General features: G+C 40.5%; 27 protein-coding genes. 22 read left to right on the top strand and 5 right to left on the bottom strand.

Annotated elements, in window-relative coordinates; translation table 11 throughout:
• Window positions 1-1,032 precede the first annotated feature (1,032 nt).
• The 4 genes from R7Z47_RS18210 (at window position 1,033) to R7Z47_RS18195 (ending at window position 3,087) form a co-directional block, all read left to right on the top strand.
• Window positions 1,033-1,500: a hypothetical protein gene (locus tag R7Z47_RS18210; RefSeq protein WP_262607015.1), complete on the top strand. Its 468-nt coding sequence runs from the start codon at window positions 1,033-1,035 to the stop codon at window positions 1,498-1,500.
• Window positions 1,501-1,548: 48 nt separating this feature from the next.
• On the top strand, window positions 1,549-2,040 hold the full coding sequence (locus R7Z47_RS18205; RefSeq protein ID WP_318130366.1) for a hypothetical protein: 492 nt from the start codon (window positions 1,549-1,551) through the stop codon (window positions 2,038-2,040).
• A 158-nt stretch (window positions 2,041-2,198) separates the two neighbouring features.
• Window positions 2,199-2,510, top strand: a complete 312-nt coding sequence (locus R7Z47_RS18200) for an antibiotic biosynthesis monooxygenase family protein (RefSeq protein WP_203495271.1) — start codon at window positions 2,199-2,201, stop codon at window positions 2,508-2,510.
• Window positions 2,511-2,721: 211 nt separating this feature from the next.
• The gene (locus tag R7Z47_RS18195; RefSeq protein ID WP_262607001.1) at window positions 2,722-3,087 is read left to right on the top strand and encodes a hypothetical protein; all 366 of its coding nucleotides are present in this window, start codon (window positions 2,722-2,724) and stop codon (window positions 3,085-3,087) included.
• Window positions 3,088-3,228: 141 nt separating this feature from the next.
• On the opposite strand, the gene R7Z47_RS18190 is transcribed toward R7Z47_RS18195, so the two are convergent.
• The 4 genes from R7Z47_RS18190 to R7Z47_RS18175 all read right to left on the bottom strand — a co-directional run bounded on the left by R7Z47_RS18190 (window position 3,229) and on the right by R7Z47_RS18175 (window position 4,512).
• Entirely contained in the window at window positions 3,229-3,519 is a 291-nt protein-coding gene (locus R7Z47_RS18190) for a type II toxin-antitoxin system RelE family toxin (RefSeq protein WP_005377002.1), read from the bottom strand.
• A complete protein-coding gene (locus R7Z47_RS18185; RefSeq protein ID WP_262607000.1) occupies window positions 3,509-3,757 on the bottom strand; it encodes a type II toxin-antitoxin system Phd/YefM family antitoxin in 249 nt (82 codons plus the stop codon). Before R7Z47_RS18185 ends, R7Z47_RS18190 begins: the two co-directional genes overlap by 11 nt.
• Before the next feature lie 195 nt (window positions 3,758-3,952).
• Entirely contained in the window at window positions 3,953-4,231 is a 279-nt protein-coding gene (locus R7Z47_RS18180) for a type II toxin-antitoxin system RelE/ParE family toxin (RefSeq protein ID WP_243195823.1), read from the bottom strand.
• Window positions 4,228-4,512 (bottom strand): type II toxin-antitoxin system RelB/DinJ family antitoxin, encoded by a 285-nt coding sequence (locus R7Z47_RS18175; RefSeq protein ID WP_005398409.1) that lies wholly within the window; start codon window positions 4,510-4,512, stop codon window positions 4,228-4,230. The genes R7Z47_RS18180 and R7Z47_RS18175 overlap by 4 nt, the downstream gene beginning before the upstream one ends.
• 196 nt (window positions 4,513-4,708) lie before the next feature.
• Between R7Z47_RS18175 and R7Z47_RS18170 the strand changes: the two genes are divergently transcribed.
• The 18 genes from R7Z47_RS18170 (at window position 4,709) to R7Z47_RS18080 (ending at window position 17,126) form a co-directional block, all read left to right on the top strand.
• Complete coding sequence (locus R7Z47_RS18170) at window positions 4,709-5,107, top strand: DUF6232 family protein (protein WP_262606999.1); 399 nt, start codon at window positions 4,709-4,711, stop codon at window positions 5,105-5,107.
• 137 nt (window positions 5,108-5,244) lie between these two features.
• Window positions 5,245-5,550, top strand: a complete 306-nt coding sequence (locus R7Z47_RS18160) for a hypothetical protein (protein WP_213961131.1) — start codon at window positions 5,245-5,247, stop codon at window positions 5,548-5,550.
• Window positions 5,551-5,727: 177 nt separating this feature from the next.
• The gene (locus R7Z47_RS18155) at window positions 5,728-5,994 is read left to right on the top strand and encodes a hypothetical protein (protein ID WP_213961127.1); all 267 of its coding nucleotides are present in this window, start codon (window positions 5,728-5,730) and stop codon (window positions 5,992-5,994) included.
• A gap of 177 nt (window positions 5,995-6,171) precedes the next feature.
• On the top strand, window positions 6,172-6,693 hold the full coding sequence (locus tag R7Z47_RS18150; protein ID WP_031781316.1) for a GNAT family N-acetyltransferase: 522 nt from the start codon (window positions 6,172-6,174) through the stop codon (window positions 6,691-6,693).
• Window positions 6,694-6,797: 104 nt separating this feature from the next.
• Window positions 6,798-7,199, top strand: a complete 402-nt coding sequence (locus R7Z47_RS18145) for a DUF2007 domain-containing protein (RefSeq protein ID WP_053350308.1) — start codon at window positions 6,798-6,800, stop codon at window positions 7,197-7,199.
• A gap of 143 nt (window positions 7,200-7,342) precedes the next feature.
• The gene (locus R7Z47_RS18140) at window positions 7,343-7,951 is read left to right on the top strand and encodes a pyridoxamine 5'-phosphate oxidase family protein (protein ID WP_005389306.1); all 609 of its coding nucleotides are present in this window, start codon (window positions 7,343-7,345) and stop codon (window positions 7,949-7,951) included.
• 141 nt (window positions 7,952-8,092) lie between these two features.
• The gene (locus tag R7Z47_RS18135; RefSeq protein ID WP_053304369.1) at window positions 8,093-8,506 is read left to right on the top strand and encodes an RDD family protein; all 414 of its coding nucleotides are present in this window, start codon (window positions 8,093-8,095) and stop codon (window positions 8,504-8,506) included.
• Between the two features lie 131 nt (window positions 8,507-8,637).
• Entirely contained in the window at window positions 8,638-9,201 is a 564-nt protein-coding gene (locus R7Z47_RS18130; RefSeq protein WP_005389307.1) for a sugar O-acetyltransferase, read from the top strand.
• Window positions 9,202-9,454: 253 nt separating this feature from the next.
• Entirely contained in the window at window positions 9,455-10,000 is a 546-nt protein-coding gene (locus R7Z47_RS18125) for a GNAT family N-acetyltransferase (protein ID WP_054579576.1), read from the top strand.
• A gap of 142 nt (window positions 10,001-10,142) precedes the next feature.
• Window positions 10,143-10,784, top strand: coding sequence for an alanyl-tRNA editing protein (locus tag R7Z47_RS18120; RefSeq protein WP_262606998.1), 642 nt, complete (start codon window positions 10,143-10,145; stop codon window positions 10,782-10,784).
• Between the two features lie 137 nt (window positions 10,785-10,921).
• Window positions 10,922-11,209, top strand: coding sequence for a putative quinol monooxygenase (locus R7Z47_RS18115; RefSeq protein ID WP_158173947.1), 288 nt, complete (start codon window positions 10,922-10,924; stop codon window positions 11,207-11,209).
• Window positions 11,210-11,352: 143 nt separating this feature from the next.
• Window positions 11,353-11,649, top strand: coding sequence for an antibiotic biosynthesis monooxygenase family protein (locus tag R7Z47_RS18110; protein ID WP_031781322.1), 297 nt, complete (start codon window positions 11,353-11,355; stop codon window positions 11,647-11,649).
• Window positions 11,650-11,730: 81 nt separating this feature from the next.
• Window positions 11,731-12,336 (top strand): hypothetical protein, encoded by a 606-nt coding sequence (locus R7Z47_RS18105; RefSeq protein ID WP_262606997.1) that lies wholly within the window; start codon window positions 11,731-11,733, stop codon window positions 12,334-12,336.
• A 97-nt stretch (window positions 12,337-12,433) separates the two neighbouring features.
• Window positions 12,434-12,787 carry a DUF1428 domain-containing protein gene (locus R7Z47_RS18100; protein WP_017821465.1) on the top strand — a complete coding sequence of 118 codons (354 nt, stop codon included), beginning with the start codon at window positions 12,434-12,436 and terminating at the stop codon, window positions 12,785-12,787.
• 129 nt (window positions 12,788-12,916) lie between these two features.
• A complete protein-coding gene (locus R7Z47_RS18095) occupies window positions 12,917-13,543 on the top strand; it encodes a LysE family translocator (protein ID WP_064354013.1) in 627 nt (208 codons plus the stop codon).
• Window positions 13,544-13,870: 327 nt separating this feature from the next.
• Window positions 13,871-14,497, top strand: a complete 627-nt coding sequence (locus R7Z47_RS18090; protein ID WP_170893430.1) for a LysE family translocator — start codon at window positions 13,871-13,873, stop codon at window positions 14,495-14,497.
• Window positions 14,498-14,666: 169 nt separating this feature from the next.
• Window positions 14,667-15,131, top strand: coding sequence for a DUF2846 domain-containing protein (locus tag R7Z47_RS18085; protein WP_005377099.1), 465 nt, complete (start codon window positions 14,667-14,669; stop codon window positions 15,129-15,131).
• A 336-nt stretch (window positions 15,132-15,467) separates the two neighbouring features.
• On the top strand, window positions 15,468-17,126 hold the full coding sequence (locus tag R7Z47_RS18080; protein ID WP_225496938.1) for an autotransporter assembly complex protein TamA: 1,659 nt from the start codon (window positions 15,468-15,470) through the stop codon (window positions 17,124-17,126).
• 58 nt (window positions 17,127-17,184) lie between these two features.
• On the opposite strand, the gene R7Z47_RS18075 is transcribed toward R7Z47_RS18080, so the two are convergent.
• Window positions 17,185-18,636, bottom strand: coding sequence for a phospholipase D family protein (locus R7Z47_RS18075; protein WP_225496940.1), 1,452 nt, complete (start codon window positions 18,634-18,636; stop codon window positions 17,185-17,187).
• Window positions 18,637-18,682: the final 46 nt, after the last annotated feature.

Below are 18,682 nucleotides of genomic sequence, written 5' to 3'. Positions count from 1 at the left end.
AGAGTGATTCGCAACGCTTGGCGGTTTCGCTTCGCTCAAGTATAGCCAAGCGTCGCTCACACCTTAATGCGGCGTTATGAGCCTGATTCGAATATGGAGGATTTAATTGGATATTTTAGCTTTTTTCAACTCATATTAGTGTTTGGCTGCCTAGGTATGATTATATCCAGTTTTATTTCAATGAATGATTTGTTTTACAAAATGGCTTCTGCACTAAATGGGTATGGTGTCGCAGGTCTAGCAATAGCTCCTATCTTAATTTTTATCCCTTGTAAGTCGTCTGATGCAGCAGAACTCTATCGAAGGCAAATACTTCAGTATGGGAAAAGGCTTTTATTCTGGATCTTGGTATTGGCTTTATTCCTATATACTCGTCACGAGTATGGTCTGTTTCTTCAATCTAGGTAGGTCTCTGGCACATAACAAGGCGTTTAAGGCGGATTCACAACGCTTGGCGATCTCAGTATAAGTTTAATTTAGTGTTTAAGGTACAATGGGTTAGGTTTAGTGGTTGGCGTTGCTCACCACTTAACGCGGCGTTAACTGGCGCAGAAAATACGAAAGCACAATGATACAGTTTCTAGGTTCAGAGATTTAGCGTGTTCGGTCGGTTTCTTTAGCTGAGATAATGCAACTGGTTTCATTTTGATACTTAAGTTTACTGATGTGAAAGGCGGCACAAAGCCTTCTAATAATATAAGGCATTCGCGATTAGTTCGGCGAACTTACATCGCCGAAGTATGGTGTTGTGAGACGTATTTCAAACTAAAGATAAACGGTAATTTTTGGGTTAAATACATATTTGAGTTAGCTTTGCTAATCATTAATTAGCAAAACGAGCTTTGGCGAAAGTGGCTGAAAGATCGGCGAAAATTGAAAGGCGCTCAGTTAACAAACTGTTCAAGAGGGATTCGCAACGCGTGGCATTTTTACTATGCGTTGGTTTAAGTGTTTAGGGTGGTATGCGGCGGCTTCAGTATTGCGTTGCTCACCCTTTAACAGAGCGTTAGGCAATTTTATTGAGATTTGAGTATGGAACAGTTTTTTGATCAAACTAGTAGCGCTGAAGTTGTCTTACCAACTAAAGCATTGTCATGCCTCCCATTTGTACAAGATTACTTTTCTGAGTGGGATGAAAATTGTGATTTGAGAACCTTTTTAAACATCTTATTTGCCGAAGGAGGGTATGGCGAATATGGTGACTATACGTATTTAACGAAGATCAAAGAGTTCAACTGTATCTTGGAGTTATTTCAAGATGGTGCTGCAGTTATCGATCCTGAATCGAACCCTGAAGAGCCAACCTATCTGGTTCCGGATTTTGCTAACACCATCGAGTTTTCGCTAGCTGCTAAGTATGCAATCGCTTGGGATGCTGTAGTTAGCAACATGCTTTCAGAAAGTGCTTTTTTTTCCTTACCTCACATACTTGAATCTAGAACAGATCTAGAATGCTCAATTCATATGTGTGCAGGACTTTTTTACAAACAAGCTTGCTAGAATTTGAGAAGTTTCTTAGAAGGAATGGTCTTGTAATTACATTTTTGTTTGCACCCTGAAAACTACAAAAAATGGAAAATCGATGACTATAGAACACCACCTTTAAGGGGCAAAAAAGGTTTGTTGCAGGAGTTGGAAAATCAATCATTGATAGACTCAAGACAGAACCGAATAGTGTCCAATCTCTATAATAAGTTCAATGGTTATATACATGGAAGTGCCAGTTTAATTAACAATAAAGGGACACAGTCTGGAGAGTGGCAAGGTAAGGTTTTTAAAGTTGAAGAGTTCTCAAATTGGTCAAAATTATTTACTGAAACGATTCATATTTCATTGGAGCTATTGAGTGTTCATTTACGCCAGTATGAAGGTCTAAATCCAAGTGAAAAAATCTGCAACATTTGCCACTCCAACGATTTAGAGTTTACTGTTGAAGGGGCACTACATAAATTTGCTTGCAATCAGTGTAATAATGTAATGACATTCGATGGTGACGGTAATAAAAAGGTCAAAACCACAATAACTTACCTTGAACCATAAGTACAAATTGCCTAATAAAGCATTTAAGAGTGATTCGCAACGCGTGGCATTTTCACTGTGCGTTGGTTTAAGTGATTAAGGTGGTATGCGGCAGCTTCAGTATTGCGTTGCTCACCCCTTAACAGGGCGTTATAACCACGGCATAAAATGGAGTATTTATGATAGCAAGGGAATGGAAAGCTACTTGCCCTAAAGAGTATGAAGAAGGGTTTATTGCATACCTGTATGAGACAGGAATCAAAGATACATCTAGTACAAAAGGTTTCCTCGGTGCTCAAATTCTAAATCGAGATTTAGGCGATATTGCTGAAATCACGTTGTTGACTTACTGGGAAGATCTTGAGTGTATCAAAGCATTTTCTGGTGAAGACATCAGTGTCGCCAAATTGTATCCAGAGGACGAAAAGTACAAATTGAATCCAGATCGTCATGTTAGCCACTATGAAGTCCGTGAGAATATGTGGTTATAACAAAGCATTTAAGAGTGACTCACAACGCTTGGCGACCTCAGTTTAAAATTGGGTTTAGTGTTTAAGGTGCAGTGGTTTAGGTTAGGTGTTTTAGCGTAGTTCGCACCTTAATGCGGCGTTAGTCTTCAATGGTACGATTAGTACAGAAAAATCTGCACTCATTAGCACTATACTTTTCTAAGTGGAAAGAGCGTACTCTAAGGCGGGGTCTATGAAAAATGTAATCATTATATGTCTACTGTTCAATTTGAGCTTCAGCCTTCAGGCAAAAGAGCTCTATCGAGCGCCTTCAGCTGGTGATAGTGGTGCCTATTATGTTTTGAAAAAGTCAAAGCAAAGTGACGGTACGATAAAGGTTCTAACTAGTCGTATTGGCAAGGGAAAGGCATATACAGACTTTACGGAGATCAAAATTAATTGTAATAAAAGACAGTACCTTACGTTAGCGGGAAGTAGTGAAGATGGTGCGCAGTCAAGCCCTTCTAAGCCATTAAAAGACTGGTCTAAAAACTCTAAATGGACGTCGTTGGTAAATGGTTCCAGCAAGTCGGATTTGGTTTACCATATTTGTCGGTAGCGTGTCAGAAGCCTAACAAACTGTTCAAGAGGGATTCGCAACGCGTGGCATTTTCACTATGCGTTGTTTTTAGTGTTTAAGGTGGTATGCAGCGGCTTTTGTATTGCGTTGCTCACCCCTTAACTGGGCGTTATACCGCAATCAATCATCTAACCTTTTCATGGCTTTACGGTAAACATCGCTACGTTCGCGTTTTCCAACTGCTAAGACGGTTACAATGATGACATCGTCTTCAACTTTGTAGACGAGACGGTAGCCCGATTGACGCAACTTAATTTTATACATGTTGTCAGCTCCAGAAAGCTTTGAAGCGGGAACATGTGGGTTATCTAAGCGCTCGATTAGCTTTTTCTTAAATTGTTGTTGCAGAGTAGAGCCAAGCTTTTTCCACTCTTTGAGTGCACTCTTTTTAAAGTCGAGTTTATAGGTCATCAATATTTACCGAAATGCTCTCTTCAGATTCACGCTCTTTAGCGATAGCTAGTAGTTCCAGATCTTCGAGTCTGTCCATCATCATTTCGTACGCTTCGGCAGGCACGCAATAAAATGCTGGTTCATTTCGGTTTAATACAGCAACAGGTTCGCCGTAAGCACTAGTTGCAACTTTCATAGGGTTAGCTTTCAACTCAGTAATGCTTGCAGCAACCTCGGCTAAAATTCTAGTGGTCATATAATCGGTCTCTTAAGTGGTCTTTATGTTGGTCATTTTAGCCTCAACCAAGCGGCATAACAAGTTGCTTAAGAGTGATTCGCAACTCGTGGCATTTTTACTATGTGTCGGCTTATGTGTTTAAGGTATTATGCGGAGGCTAAGGTATTGCGTTGCTCACACCTTAGCAAGGCGTTAGTTCCCCAGAGGAAGCAATCAATCCGTAGGGAATTTTTGTTTCTGGTGGAGTACACGCATAACTCTGATGATATCGCCCTCGACCCAGTAAGAGACAATCATCGAAATCTCAGGAATGATGAGTAATCGTCCGCGGATACCATCTCGTTGCACACCCATTAAAGGTTGTTCAAGCAAGTTTTCTACTTTTGCTTCAATGAGGTTGTCAGTTTTTTCTGCCGCCTCAGGGTTGAAGTCATAGAGAAACTCGAAGATCTTTTCACGATCATTAAGTGACTCTTCTTCCCATAAAATCATTGCTTACCTCGATTACGGATTCTGGCTTTGCGCTCTTCCATTCGAGACTTAGCCGTTTGGTGTTCAACGAAAACGGATTTTCCTGAGTCAAACTTCTCAAATGCTAGGTTTACTTGTTCAGTTAGCCATGCATCGTGAGATAATGTTTTTCTTTGTTGTTCAGCGAGTTGCTCAGTAAGTTCACGGCAAGCATCACTTAGAGTTCGACCTTGGCTCTCAGCCATTTGTTGAGCTAGGCGTTTTGTTTCTTCATCAACACGAAATTGAATTCTAGTGTCCATGATGTATTCCTTTGTTGGTGTGTGTACAAATGTTAGCACTAGGCTTTGAGATGGGCAACTAACAAACAATTTAAGAGTGATTCGGCACGCGTGGCATTTTTACTATGCGTTGGTTTTAGTGATTAAGGTGGTATGCGGGAGCATCGTATTGTGTGCCTCACACCTTAATTGGGCGTTATACGAATAGAGGGAAATTATGTACAAAAGTACTGATTTTAGCTTGGATTCAAAAGAGTTAAGGTTTAAGAAAGACTCATATCCTTTGTCTAAGATAAACAATGTTAGGGTTAAAAAGTTAAGTTTTCTTGATAACTTAGGTCAAGTTTTATTCTGGGTGTGTGTTTTTTCAGGGGCTGTTTGGTTAGTTATTCCAAGGTTGGAAGAGGTACCACAATGGCTACTAGTTTTAGTTCTTAGTCTGACGGTTGTAGGTTTGGTCTTTGCTCTTCTTCGTTGCTCTAAATATGCACTTCAAGTCGAGTTTCGCCACATAGATGAAACGGGCGTTCAATGGGTAAATGTCGCCAAGTCATACTCAAAGTCAGATTGTGAGTTATTTGAACAGCAAGTGTTGGCACTGAAGAAATTCGTATAACAAATTGTTCAAGAGTGATTCGGCACGCGTGGCATTTTTACCATGCGTTGGTTTTAGTGTTTAAGGTGGTATGCGGAGTCTTCGGTATTGCGTGCCTCACCCCTTAACAGAGCGTTAGACAAATAAAAGGAAAACATATGACACTTGGGTGGTTAATTCTTCTTTCATTTCTACACATTGCAGTTTGTCTTTTTAGCCCTTTTGTGTTTTTCATTGTCGTATTTCAACTGCGTGAATTTGAACTTTCTAAACATCACTCAGATATCTGTATGGCTTTAGGTGGAGCATATGTCATTTCGACAATTGTGAGTGTAATTATAGTTTTTAATTACTACCTTGCTGATAGTCAGGAACCATACTATTGGTGGTTTGCAACGCCTTGGGCACTATTGGGCGCTATTATTGTGTACATATTGAAAGTAGCGAAGGTAAAATTTGCCTAACAAACTGTTCAAGAGGGATTCGCAACGCGTGGCATTTTTGCTATGCGTTGACTTTAGTGTTTAAGGTGGTAGGCGTTCGCTTCGGTAATGCGTTGCTCACACCTTAACAGGGCGTTAGCAATCAGGGAGAAATTGGAGTTGAGTGGTTATCAATAGAATTTAGAAAGTCAACTGAACATGCTCAGCGAGACTTGGGATTCATTAATAAGTAACGGAATCACCAACGAAACAGAGTTAGTTCTAGAATTTAGTTACTTATGTCCAAATAAAGCATCAGCCATTCAACTAAACGATGCTCTCGAAAACTATGAGTCATTGATCAGAAGTGAGGGATTTATTAACCGTTCATGGTTTGTTGAAGGATATTCTCACCCGACAACGGTAACCAAAGACATCCTTGCTCAATGGTTAGACTTTATGGTTACAAAAGTTTGGGAGTTTTAATGTACCTTTGATGGTTTTGGGGCTTCGTTTAGTTAAATTGCTAACAAACTGTTTAAGAGTGATTCGCAACGCGTGGCATTTTAACTGTGCGTTGGTTTTAGTGTTTAAGGCGGTATGCGGCAGCTTTTGTATTGCGTTGCTCAACTCCAAAAGGTCATTAATACTCAAAGGTCAAATATGGATATTTACCCAGAAATCGAGTTATCTAAAGCGCAGCATAATGCAATTGAAGCTCTTAGAAACAAGTCGTTTCCTGAACACCAAGTTACTCGCTCTTACTATAAGCAACTCCCGCATATGAGAGTTCTGAATTACGAAGGTGATCAGTTAGTTGGTTACATGGGATTAGACTACAGAGCTGTTCGCGTTGGTGATGAAATTTATAAAGTATTAGGTGTGAGTGACTTTTGTGTCGAGAGCACAGTTCAAAGACAAGGTATTGGCACAAAAATGTTGTCTCAACTCAGCGAGTATGCGTCCACTAAAGATGTCGACTTCATCATTTTAGTCTCCGATTTGGAGCGTTTTTATGTGGCTAATGGTTATATGCGTCTTAACTCTCTAAGTTCTTGGTTGCGAGTTCACGAACATAAAAATTATGGTGTCGCTGTAGAGCAACTAGATGATTTATATGTTAAACCTATCAGCGGTAAAACTTGGGCTGTTGGTCATATAGATTGGTTAGGGTATATGTATTAGTCTGTAGTGGGCTAATAAATTGTTCAAAAAGAAATACTACACATGGCATTTCCAATTAGCGTTTCTTATACCTTACGAGCGCGTTTTCCCACAAGGAGTAATATGTGATTGTAGTAGCAAGGTTTTCTTTTCCTCATGAAGCTCATATTGCGAGAGCAAGCCTAGATAGTGTCGGAATAGAAAGTTACATCGCTGACGAGTACACGGTAAATACTCAGTGGCTTTATTCAAATGCAATAGGCGGCGTCCGTCTGATGGTGGACGAAAGTGATGCAGAAGATGCGAAACAAATACTTAGTAGCGATTTCTCAGAATCATTGGGAAATGAAGTTGACGTTGATGAAGAAAAAGACGTTTGCCCTAAATGTGGTAGTAAAGATCTATTTGCATTTACAAAAGGTAAACGCCCAGCTTTCTTAGTTTTTATTTTACTGGGTTTTCCACTGTTTTTTTACAAGCATGGTTATAAGTGTAAGCAGTGTGGGGAGTTTAGTGAAAAACTTTAAATCTTTAGATAACAAGGTATTAAAGAGATAATTTGTACTCGTAGTATTTTTACGATGAGTTATGTCGAGTGCCTATACAAGAAGTCAGAGTTACTGCTTGCTTACAAGCAAAGCATTATACGATAGTGAAGGAATAACATTGAATGAGTGAAATTAAAACAATAGAGCAGTTAAAAGAAATTTACGCAGAGCCAAGTGCGAGAGCTAAAAATAAAGCTCTGCCTGTGCTGGATGTTCATGCGATTACATTAATTAATAACTGCCATTTTGCAGTTCTAAGTACCGCTGATTCACAAGGGTATATCGATCTTTCTCCTAAAGGAGGGGAGCCTGGCTTCGTAAAAGTTTTAGATGAATCAACATTGTTGCTCCCTGATAGCTCGGGGAACAATCGTATCGATAGTCTAAAAAATATCATTAGTAACCCCAAGGTAGGGTTGTTATTGATGGTAAATGGTATTGATGAAGTGCTCCGTATTAAAGGAATCGCAAGTATTCACACCGACGCCAACTTGATATCTGCTTGCCCCGATGGAAGTAAAGATCCTAAGGTTGTTATCAAAATAGTCATAGAGAGTATGTATTTTCATTGTGCGAAAGCGGTGATGAGAGGGAAACTTTGGTCTGATGACTATAAAGTAAATCGCTCAATTCTCCCCTCATTAGCTCAAATCTTTAAAGATCAACAAAAGTTAGAAAGTAAAGCGCTTAATCAAGAAGAGATGTTGAAATATTACCAATCTAGCCTTTAGAACGAGCGTGGTAATATATTGAAAAGATAGAAAAATCAGGTTCGACCGTACTCTGCGGAAGTATGGATTAGGTTTAGTGGGGATGTTACTGTCTTAATAGCGTTAGTTCACAAATAAACAATTGTTAGTCCAAATTTTAAAATGAAAAATGCAGGAAAATTTACTCTAGAACATTACGTTTTGGCTAGTCCGGGAGTTAGGTGTGTTGGACAAATGATTGATCTTTTTGTCAGTTTTAGCATTTTTACTCTCGTTTTATGGGTCGGCTTAGAAATCGGTATTGAAAAAGAGCTTGTGCGCGCTACAGCAGTAACTGCGACTGTATCGTATTACCTTTTTTCTGATTGTTTACCAAATGGTCAAAGTGTGGGTAAAAAACTTTTGGGCATTGCAGTTATAAGTGCAAGAACGGGTAAAAAGTGCAATATTTTTCAGTCGCTCTTTCGAAATGTTATTACTCCATTCTTCGGTTTTATTGACTCAATTTTCATTCTTGGTAAAAAGAGGCAACGTCTCGGTGATAAGTTAGTGAGAACGGTGGTGGTAGTGCACTAAATTGATAGCGCTGAGGACTAGGGTTCAAGTCGGGCTTTGTTTTCGTGGTGGAACAGCCTCGCTTAGGAGGTAGCGTTACTCACATACTTAATGTAGCGTTGTAAGAAAATTGGTATTGGAGTCCAAGTTTTATGTCAGAAAAAGAGAAAATGTTAGCAGGTGAGCTTTATGACCCAAGTGATGAAGAGTTATTAAAGTTAAGGTTGAGCGCTAGGTTACTAACTGAAAAATTGAATGCCACGTCTGTTGAGCATAAACAAAAGCGAGTTCAAATAACTAAGCGCTTGTTCGGCACAACAGGTGACGATATTCATGTTGAATCTTCTTTCAATTGCGACTACGGATCCAACATTCACGTTGGAGATAATTTTTACGCTAATTTTGGTTGTGTGATTTTGGATGTTGCGGAAGTTAAGTTTGGTGATAACTGTTTACTTGGGCCTCAAGTTGGAATTTATACTGCGACTCATCCCTTAGATCCTATCGAGAGGAACAGTGGTTTAGAGCTAGCAAAGCCCATAAACATTGGTGACAATTGTTGGATAGGTGGCCATGCCGTAATCAACCCTGGCGTAACACTTGGGAACAACGTGGTGGTAGCCTCTGGCGCAGTCGTTACAAAGAGTTTTGGAGACAATGTCGTTGTTGGTGGCAACCCAGCCAGAGTACTGAAGGAAATCGTCACTAAGCGATAATAAAGTATATGGACTATTTTGAGCCTGAGTTTAGGACTTATGATCAACTCACTCCAAGCTTTGATGCGTTCAGCGGTTACTTGTTGACGCACTTGAATGTCTAAAATTTGCTTCAATATAGAATCGTGACACGTGGCGCTTTTACCGTGCGTTGAGCTTGTTTAAAAGTCTCATACGAAATCATTTGTATTACGTGTCTCACACTTTTATTGTATTTTCGTCACCAATAACAAACCAAAAGGCTGGCTCCAAAATGTTAGTAACAAAGATTGAAACGGAACGATTAATTCTAAGAGAGCTAGTTGAAGATGATGCAAGCGAATTGTTTGACATCTTCTCAGACCATGAGGTCATGAAATATTGGAATTCTGGCCCTTGGGTTTCAATTGAAGAAGCGCGGACATTTATAGCCAAGAGTACACAGGCCATGAATAGCAATACAGAAGTGACACTAGGCATCTTCCTAAAGAGCAATGGCCAACTTCTGGGTAAGATAATGCTGTTTAATCACGTGAAAGAGTCTAGGCGCGCAGAAATTGGCTTTGGCGTGAGTCGTCATTTCTGGGGTAAAGGCATGGTATTAGAGGCGGGAACTGCATTAATCGAACACGCATTCAAAACACTGAATCTACGTCGAATCGAGGCTGAGATAGATCCAGACAATACTTCTTCAGGTAAAGTCTTGGAACGGTTAGGTTTTATAAAGGAAGGTTTCCTAAGGCAGCGTTGGGAAGTGAATGGAGTAGTCTCAGATTCCGCAATTTACGGGTTGTTAGCTAAACCCCTAGACAGCGTTTAGTATCCGGCCTTAAACGCATCTAATAGGTCTAGCCTGCTCGTGCTCTATACACAGCCTTACATTTGACGGTGAGGTTTCTTGAATTGACTTGGTGGTCACTGAATGTACTATCAAGGATAGGACTTACTGCAAGGATAGCAGCATGAGCGAGAAATTATTTTGGGTTAATCCCTACCAAACAGAACTTAACTCAAGAGTGACCAATGTAGACGGAAATAAGGTTGAATTGGACCAGACTATCTTCTTTGCAGAGTCTGGAGGCCAAGAGAGTGATAAAGGAACGATTAATGGTATTCCGGTTTTGATTGCTCAAAAGTTAGGTGTTCGACTTATTTACACATTGGAATCCTCTCCAAATTTTACTCTTGGTGACATTGTAACTACGAGTATTGATTGGAAGCGTAGATACGCCTTAATGAAGCTACACTTTGCGGCTGAAGTGGTGCTCGAGATGTTTTATCAGCGTCGGGAAGGCATTGTTAAGATAGGCGCGCATATTTCTGAAAATAAGAGTCGCATAGATTTCGAGTGGTCTGAAAGTATTGGCCCGCTATTGAAAGAAATTGAAACTGATGTGCAAGATTTGATTAACTCTGATTCAGTTATTTTTAGTGACTTTTCCGATCAAGAGAGTGAAAGAAGGTATTGGAGAGTGGATGGGTTTGCGCAAGTGCCTTGCGGTGGCACTCACTTAAAGCGCACATCAGAAGTCGGCCAAATTCAATTAAAACGCAAGAACATCGGTAAAGGCAAAGAAAGGGTAGAGATAACCTTATGCTCGTAAGTCGATAGGGCATTAGAAATAGATTCCTAACACGTGGCATTTAATTCATGGTGAGATTCACATTTGCGATATGAAGGTTGAGATTGAGGGCGTGTTGGCTACTTCTGAACGAAAGGTTACAGGGGTGAGAGGATGATATGTCGAAAGTAACATTGAAAGGCTTTATTTTAGTTCCGGAAAAGGATTTAGAATTAGTAAAACATGAGTTAATAATTCACAAAAGGCTCACGTTAGAAGAGTCGGGCTGCCTTACTTTTCTTGTGACTCAAAGCTCGACTAATCCGTTTCGTTTTGATGTCTATGAGGAGTTCGTCGACAAAGCCTCTTTTAAACAACATCAGGAAAGAGTTCAAGCCTCACATTGGGGAAAAGTAACAGCCAATGTTAAACGGCAATACGAAATCTTTGAATGTGTGCATGACTAATCGAATCGGAGTGATTTAGAGCGTTTACGCTTTGTTTTTTAGATTGCTCTACGCTCTACTATGTTGCTTTATTCATCTATTAACCTGGCTTAGTGTTCTTGATACTTTGCCGTATTAAATCTAGAAATTTTAATGGAAGTGTTATGTTTAGAGTTGTGTATGAATGGCGTGTGCCAAGTGAAAAAATGGATGAGTTTCAAAATATATGGCGTTCGACGACAGATTCAATTCATGAGTCAGTAGATGGGGCGCTTGGTAGTTTTATGCTTCGTTCTTACGATGTACCGGAAAAGGTTTTAACTATTGCCAAGTGGCGAACACGTGAAGACTGGGAGCGGTTTTGGGGAACTAGTAACCCAGAAAAAATGAAGAAGATGAGTGAAATTGCAGAGCGTATTTCAGTTGAACCATTCGATGAAATTGAAGATAGAACTAAGTAGGGCAATAGAAACGTTAAAGTGATGCCTAATGAACAGTTTGACGGACAATATGAACGACAACCTTAATCAAGGAATAGGGTTATGCAGATTTTAATCGTTGGAGGTAGTAAAGGGCTAGGAAGGTTCTTGGCTACGAACTTACAGGGTACAGAAATTTATGCGATTTCTAGAGCAAAGCTAGTTGAGGGGGGAGTCGCCTCTGTTTGTATTGACGTTGATCCCGGTAAAAAACCAGATTATACGTGCTTCAAAGGTGTAGAGTTTGACATCATAGTTTATTTGGCGTCGATGTGGGGAGAGTCTTCAGAATTGACAACAAACGAACTGATTGAGTTTATGAATGTTGGTCCGATTGGGTATCTTAATTTAGTCAATGAGCTTAACGCTTTAGGTTCACTTAACGATAAATGCAATATTGTATCTATTGGCTCTACAGCAGAGCTTTCAGAAAGTAGTGAATACCCTGCATTCGCCCTCAGTAAAAGATTACTCAAAGATATTTCTAGCCAGCTGCAAAACGTTTATCGTGATTACCGCTTTACTCACTTTACAATAGGTGGGATCGGGCATGCTGAAGAGGAACGTATTGAGTATTCGAGTGTTTTGGAGATTATAAATATGCTAACCAAGCTTGATCCAAACACATACCTTTCAAATATGCATATAAAGTTCAAGCTAGGAATGTAGCTCTCAAGTTGTATTACGTACCTGCTTCTATGGTTTGGCATCATGTGCATTCTTTTTATTGAGCTATGGTTATAACTCCAATGAAAGGAGTTTACTTATGTCATACATTGATGGGTTTGTCGCTGCAGTGCCGACAGCGAATAAAGAAAAGTATATCGCACACGCAAAAATAGCAGCAGAAATGTTCAGGGAGTTTGGGGCCTTAAAGGTTGTTGAGACGTGGGGGAGTGAAGTACCAGATGGTGAGATCACATCATTTCCCATGGCAGTTAACGCTGAAAGCAACGAAACCGTTGTGTTTTCGTGGGTAGTCTGGCCTTCAAAAGAAGTTCGAGACTCAGGGTGGCAGCGGATCATGGGTGATCCTCGAATGAGTCCAGACAATAACCCAATGCCCTTTGATGGAAAGCGTCTCATTTATGGCGGATTTGATGTTATTTTGGAGCAGTAAAATACCAAATAATCTCAACTCGATTCGTGACACTTGGTGTTTTAATCAGTATTACGCTTCTGATGTACGTTCAATAGACTATTCTGCGATAAGTTTTGATAAAACTCCATTTGGAGGCTTAGAGTAAAAATGGAAGAGATAAATTATTCACTGATTGTCGTATCAGCTATCGCTGCCATCGCTAGCCCCGGACCTGCAACTCTTGCGATAGCAGGCACGTCAATGAACCACGGTCGGCGCTTTGGTGGGTATTTGGCTGCAGGTGTTTTAACGGGGTCTTTATTTTGGTCAACCTCAGCCGCTTTTGGTCTCGCAACCATACTCTATAGCAATGTTTGGCTTTTTGAAATTCTTAGATATTGTGGGGCATTTTATCTTTTATATTTGGCTTTAAAGTCCGTACATTCTGCCTGCAACATCGAGCAACTAAAGTTACCCAAAACATACGTAACGACAGAGAAGGGTAACTACTTAACCGGAGTGTTAATTCACTTAACTAACCCAAAGGCTATTCTGTTTTTTGGTGCGCTTTATTCGATAGGGGTTCCTCCTACGGCCAGTCCGTTGGAATTGTTGTCGGTCATTTTTGTTGTAGGGCTGGTTAGTGCTTTGGTTTTCTTTGGCTATGCTTTTCTTTTCGCGTATAAAAAGGTCAGGCAAACCTATCTCAGATCCAAAGCAGTTTTTGAAGGCGTGTTCGCGTTATTTTTTGGTGTGGCAAGTATTAAGTTGCTGCTTAGTGAGGCAGGAAAATGAAGCACAAAAGGCTTGAAGAAATAAGAATAGATAATCTATCTGATTTGACGGTCTATTAAGTATACTAAGTAGCCGATTTGTTAACTTCCATAAGAGCTGCTGGCTAGAAAAAGCTTACAACCAAATGATGCTAAATATTATCATTCAAAGGGCTAACAAAGGCCCATAATTTAATTCGTATCAATGTTCATGATTGTGCTCTTCGCGCAGTGCTGTAGTATTAGTAACGTGTTGTTAATACTAAATATAACCAATTGAAACATGGACGTTGCATTATTTGTAGTTCGATGAAATGTTATCCCGCAAGACGTTAATTTGGAGAAAAGAATGGATTCAAACTCACTATTATTATTTGTTGTCGCTTGTCTTGCTATCAACATGATTCCTGGACCTGATGTAATTTATATTGTTTCCAATACAATGAAAGGTGAATTATCTGCTGGGCTGAAAGCGGCTCTGGGGCTTGGTGTTGGTTACTTTTTTCATACACTAGCGGCATGTTTAGGTTTGTCAGCAATTATTCTGAGTTCATCTTTGGCTTTTAGCGTTGTTAAATGGTTAGGGGCCGCTTACCTAGTTTATTTAGGTGTTCAGTCATTACTGTCCATGTGGCGTGGAGAAAGTAAAATCGTTGAAAACAAAAATGTTGATAATAATAAAAATGTGTTTGTTCAGGGGGTTATCGTCAGCGTCTTGAATCCAAAAGTAGCGCTATTCTTTCTCTCGTTTCTGCCTCAATTTATTGATACGTCTGCAAGCTCAACATCAATGCAATTATTAGTACTTGGCTTGCTGTTCAGCGTACTTGCGACGACATGTAACGTTTTGTACGCCTCTGTGGGTAATTGGGTATTTAGTCGTCCACACTCTCAGCGTTATTCAAGAACTCTTGAAGGTGTTTCAGGTATTCTACTTATCAGTCTAGCGAGTAAAGTGGCATTTAGTGATCGTTAGATACAGGGCATTTTATTCTCGTGATTATTATATGGCTAATGTTTGCTCAATCTATACGTTAAATGAGTGCTATTGCATAGGTTGAATCACAAATTTCAAAAATACCAATAAGTGAACGTATTTATTTATAGTATGGTTGGCGCGATTTTATCGTAGCTAGGTTAATAACATGAAAAATAAAGTAATTCTGTGTTCCGCATTCCTTTTGGGTTTGTCAGGTTGTGCTTCTGTTCCTACTGTTGATTCGACAGTATCAAATCAAATGAAATCATTTGAAGCACCTCAAAAGGGGAACGCAGGGATTTACATTTACCGAGAAGATGCTTTTGTCGGAGCAGCGCTTAAAAAGTATGTTTACGTCGATGGGGAATGTATTGGTGAAACCGCTCCTGGTGTATTCTTCTACCATGAGGTCGAAGGCAATAAAGAACATCAAGTAAGTACAGAGTCTGAGTTTTCTGAAAATCACTTAACTATCTTAACGGAAGAGGGCCGTAATTATTTCGTTAATCAATACATTAAAATGGGTGTATTTGTTGGTGGTGCGGGCGTAGAACTCGTGGACGAAAGCAAAGGTAAAGCCGAAGTACTAAAAGTCGACATGGCAGAAAAAGGAAACTGTTCTTCGATCTAGTTTTACAAACAGACCGCTTTTTAGATTAAAAAACACATTATCAATGTAACCCAACGCTTGATGAGATCCATTCAGCGTTGGGTTTTGTATTTTTGGCAAACAGTATACCTATTTCAGACCGCATGATTTGCCACCTCCTAGCTTGAGCCCACTTATTGTTCAAAGAATCTACTTGTGAAACGTGAATTTTCGAGAGGATTTCGTAGGGAGCAATCCTACAAACGCGATTAACAGATATGCCATTCCATCATTAACCTTGTCGAGTGTATTGCTAAACTAGGTAGCGGTGTGTCTCCTCTCATTAAACAAATAATAGGTATATCAGTTTTAGCTTCTATGCCTTTACATCATGCACTCGGAGCGCAATTTAAAATCAAAGGGCTAACACCAATATTAGAGAAAAATCTTGAAAGTCACCTTACACCACTAACGAAACTCTCTGTTTCAAACATTACCTCAAATCGACTAACGCAGATGGTTAATAATGCGTTAAACCCTTATGGCTACTATCATTCCGAGCTCAATGTTCAGAGATCAGAGAATGATCTCATCACGCTTGAGGTTGACGCTGGGGAGGTGATGTTGGTCAAAAAATCTAATATTGCTGTGTCGGGAGAGGCCAGTAATGATCAGGATTTCATCGAACTAATTAATCAAGCTCAACTTAAACAAGGGCAGCCGTTGCTTCATTCTGAGTACGATACGCTAAAGCGAAACTTGATTTCATTGGCTCAGCAAAAAGGTTACTTGGATGGACGTTTTATCGAATCGTCTTTGGAAGTCATTCCAAGTGTGAATCAAGCCCATGTGAATCTGCATTTCTCTAGTGGTTCTCGTTACCAATTTGGAGAGCTGTCTGTCCTTACGTCGGGTATCGAAACGGCACGAATAGAAGCGATGAGAACATTTGAAAGGGGCGACGATTTTGACACTTTGAAATTGAGTCAATATCAGGCCGACCTCTCCAATACTGATTGGTTTCGCAGTGTGATTGTGAAAGCGGATTTCGAGGAGACATCCGATGGCTATAAGGTGCCGATAGAAGTGCTCGCAGAGCCGAATTCACGCAATATTGTGCAAGTCGGTGGAGGATATTCGACAGACTTGGGATTACGCGCTTCGCTGAACTGGACCAAGCCTTGGTATAACGCACGTGGACACAGTTTTGAGGCACAAGCGTACGCTTCCAAACCGGAACAATCGCTATTACTAGGTTATAAAATTCCCACCCAAAATGTTCTAACGGATTACTACGGGATTCAGTTTGAATCTAAGCATGTCGACTATCGAGACACATCGAGTTTTTCTAATGATTTATCGTTTGAAAAACACTGGCAGTTAGACAGTGATTGGCAAAGCACCATGCACGTTCGTTATTTGCAAGAAAGTTATCAACAAGCGTCGGAGAATAACGAATCACAGTTGTTATTACCGGGGGTGACATTTTCACTGCTTGATCGCAAGAACGATCAATTAGAAGTAAAGCACCGTCACGTTTACTCATTGGAATATTCGGATCCCAATTTTTTCTCCGATTCTCGTTTGCTGCGTATTGAGGGCAATAGTGTTCTGTCTTGGGACATTAGTGAAAAACACAAGTTTCACTTTCGTTCTAATGTTGGCATTAATGTCGCTGACACTTTGAGCGATATTCCATCATCATTACGTTTCTTTGCGGGAGGTGATGGCAATCTTCGGGGTTATGGTTATGAATCCATCTCTCCGAGAGACGAAAATGGCGATTTAACCGGTGCTCGTTACATGTTTACTGCTGGGTTGGAATATCAATATCAGGTCTACCGCCAACTGTGGCTTGGGGCATTTTATGATGTTGGTGATGCCTTCAACGATAGGGTGGATTGGAAAAGCGGTACAGGGTTGAGTTTGATATGGAATTCAAAATACGCGCCCGTCAAAGTGGACTTTGCTTATGGTTTAGATGCTCCTCAAGGAGACCAATTCCGCGTTCACTTTTCGCTAGGCACGCAGTTTTAGCGGGCATTAAAAAGGCTCTCATCCTTGCAGATAGAGAGCCTTTTTAAGCCTTGATTGTTTAGAGTTCGAACTCACCATTCAGTTTCTTGAATATCCAGTTAGGTGCCTTATGCCATCCACCATAGTTTGGATTCTTAGTATGGATCTCATTCATTGATTGCCACTGAGTTTGGCCTTGTCCATCTCGAGATACTCGCCAAAACAGTTCATCTTGTTGTCGAGTTAAGTAGTGCATGACATGTTCTGCAAAGGCTTCGCTTTGGACCAACACACCAAATTCCACATTGAGGAAATCCGATCTTGGGTCGAAGTTTGATGAGCCGATATAAGTCAGCCGATCATCGAGTATCACCGTCTTGTTGTGATAATAAGTATCCGCGTGGAAGTAATGGTCGTCATTTTTCGCTTGGTTTTTGTACTCAAGTATATAAACGCCCTTATCCAACAGGGTTTGGCGGTGCTTCTCGTAATAAGCCGGAATAAAGCCAGAATCATTAGATGCAGACGAGTTCGTCATTAACGTGATGTCCGCTTTTTGCTCCATCAAGGTATCAATAAAGGCAAATTCACCATCATTTGGTACCACGTAAGGCGTTGATATCACGGCTTTAGACGCAGTGGCTATTTGTTGCCAAACTTGGTGTTCTGCACGTTTTCTAAAGTAGGGTTTGTTGTTTTCTAACTTGTTTAATGAGTCGAAAACGGGGGTGACTTGCGCAGTGATGAAGTCGGGACTGGTCAGGTGTTTAACCTGTTTTTCAACTTCCGCCAGAATGATGCTTTTGTCTTTCTCACCTTTATTAAGCGCTTTAGTAAACGCGGAATAGTTTGGGGTAACGTTAACGATGTTTTCTATTGGGGTAACATGCTCGCTGTCCCAAAGCTGTTGGTAGTTCTGGTCGAACGCTCGAATAATGCTGCCTTTGAACAAGACGTCCATATCAAAGAAGTTGGCTTTACGGCTGTAACCAAAATAGTCGTCGCCAATGTTACGTCCACCTAGAATCATCCATTGATGGTCGACGTTGAAGTACTTCTCGTGTAGACGATTGTCCAAACGTTGTTGATGAGTAGAGAAGTTGACGGCGCGACCAATCCAACCTGACTTACGTGAATCAAACGGATTGAATAAACGGATTTGAATGTTGTCGTGAGCGCTGAGATCAGCAAGCCATTTCTCGTTAAAAACCAATAGATCATCGAGAGTGAGTCGAATTTGCACGCCTCGATCTGCTGCTTGCTTGAGTTCATTGAGTAGCATCAAACCAAGCGTGTCACTCTCCCAAGAAAAGTAAGTCATATCGATGCTTTTCTGAGCGTTTCTAACCAGTTCTACGCGACGAGCAAAGGCTTCTGGAGCGGTAGGAATTAAGTAAACTTCGGCTTGATGTTGAGTAGTTTGCCAATTGGCTTCAAAATCCGGTTCAACTTGAGGGTAGGGTTGGGCACAGCCAACCAACAGCGCGCCGAAGATAAAGATTAGCAGAGCACGAAGGGCGTTAGGAAACATGAGTAAACCTTCCCAATTATGTTCAAGGAATAAGGATGAAAAAAGC

It is taken from the genome of Vibrio sp. 1641 (assembly GCF_033339995.1).
GTDB classification, from domain to species: Bacteria; Pseudomonadota; Gammaproteobacteria; order Enterobacterales; family Vibrionaceae; genus Vibrio; species Vibrio alginolyticus.
The sequence above is the reverse complement of the archived record's forward strand: the minus strand, read 5'-3'. Positions and strand labels throughout refer to the sequence as shown.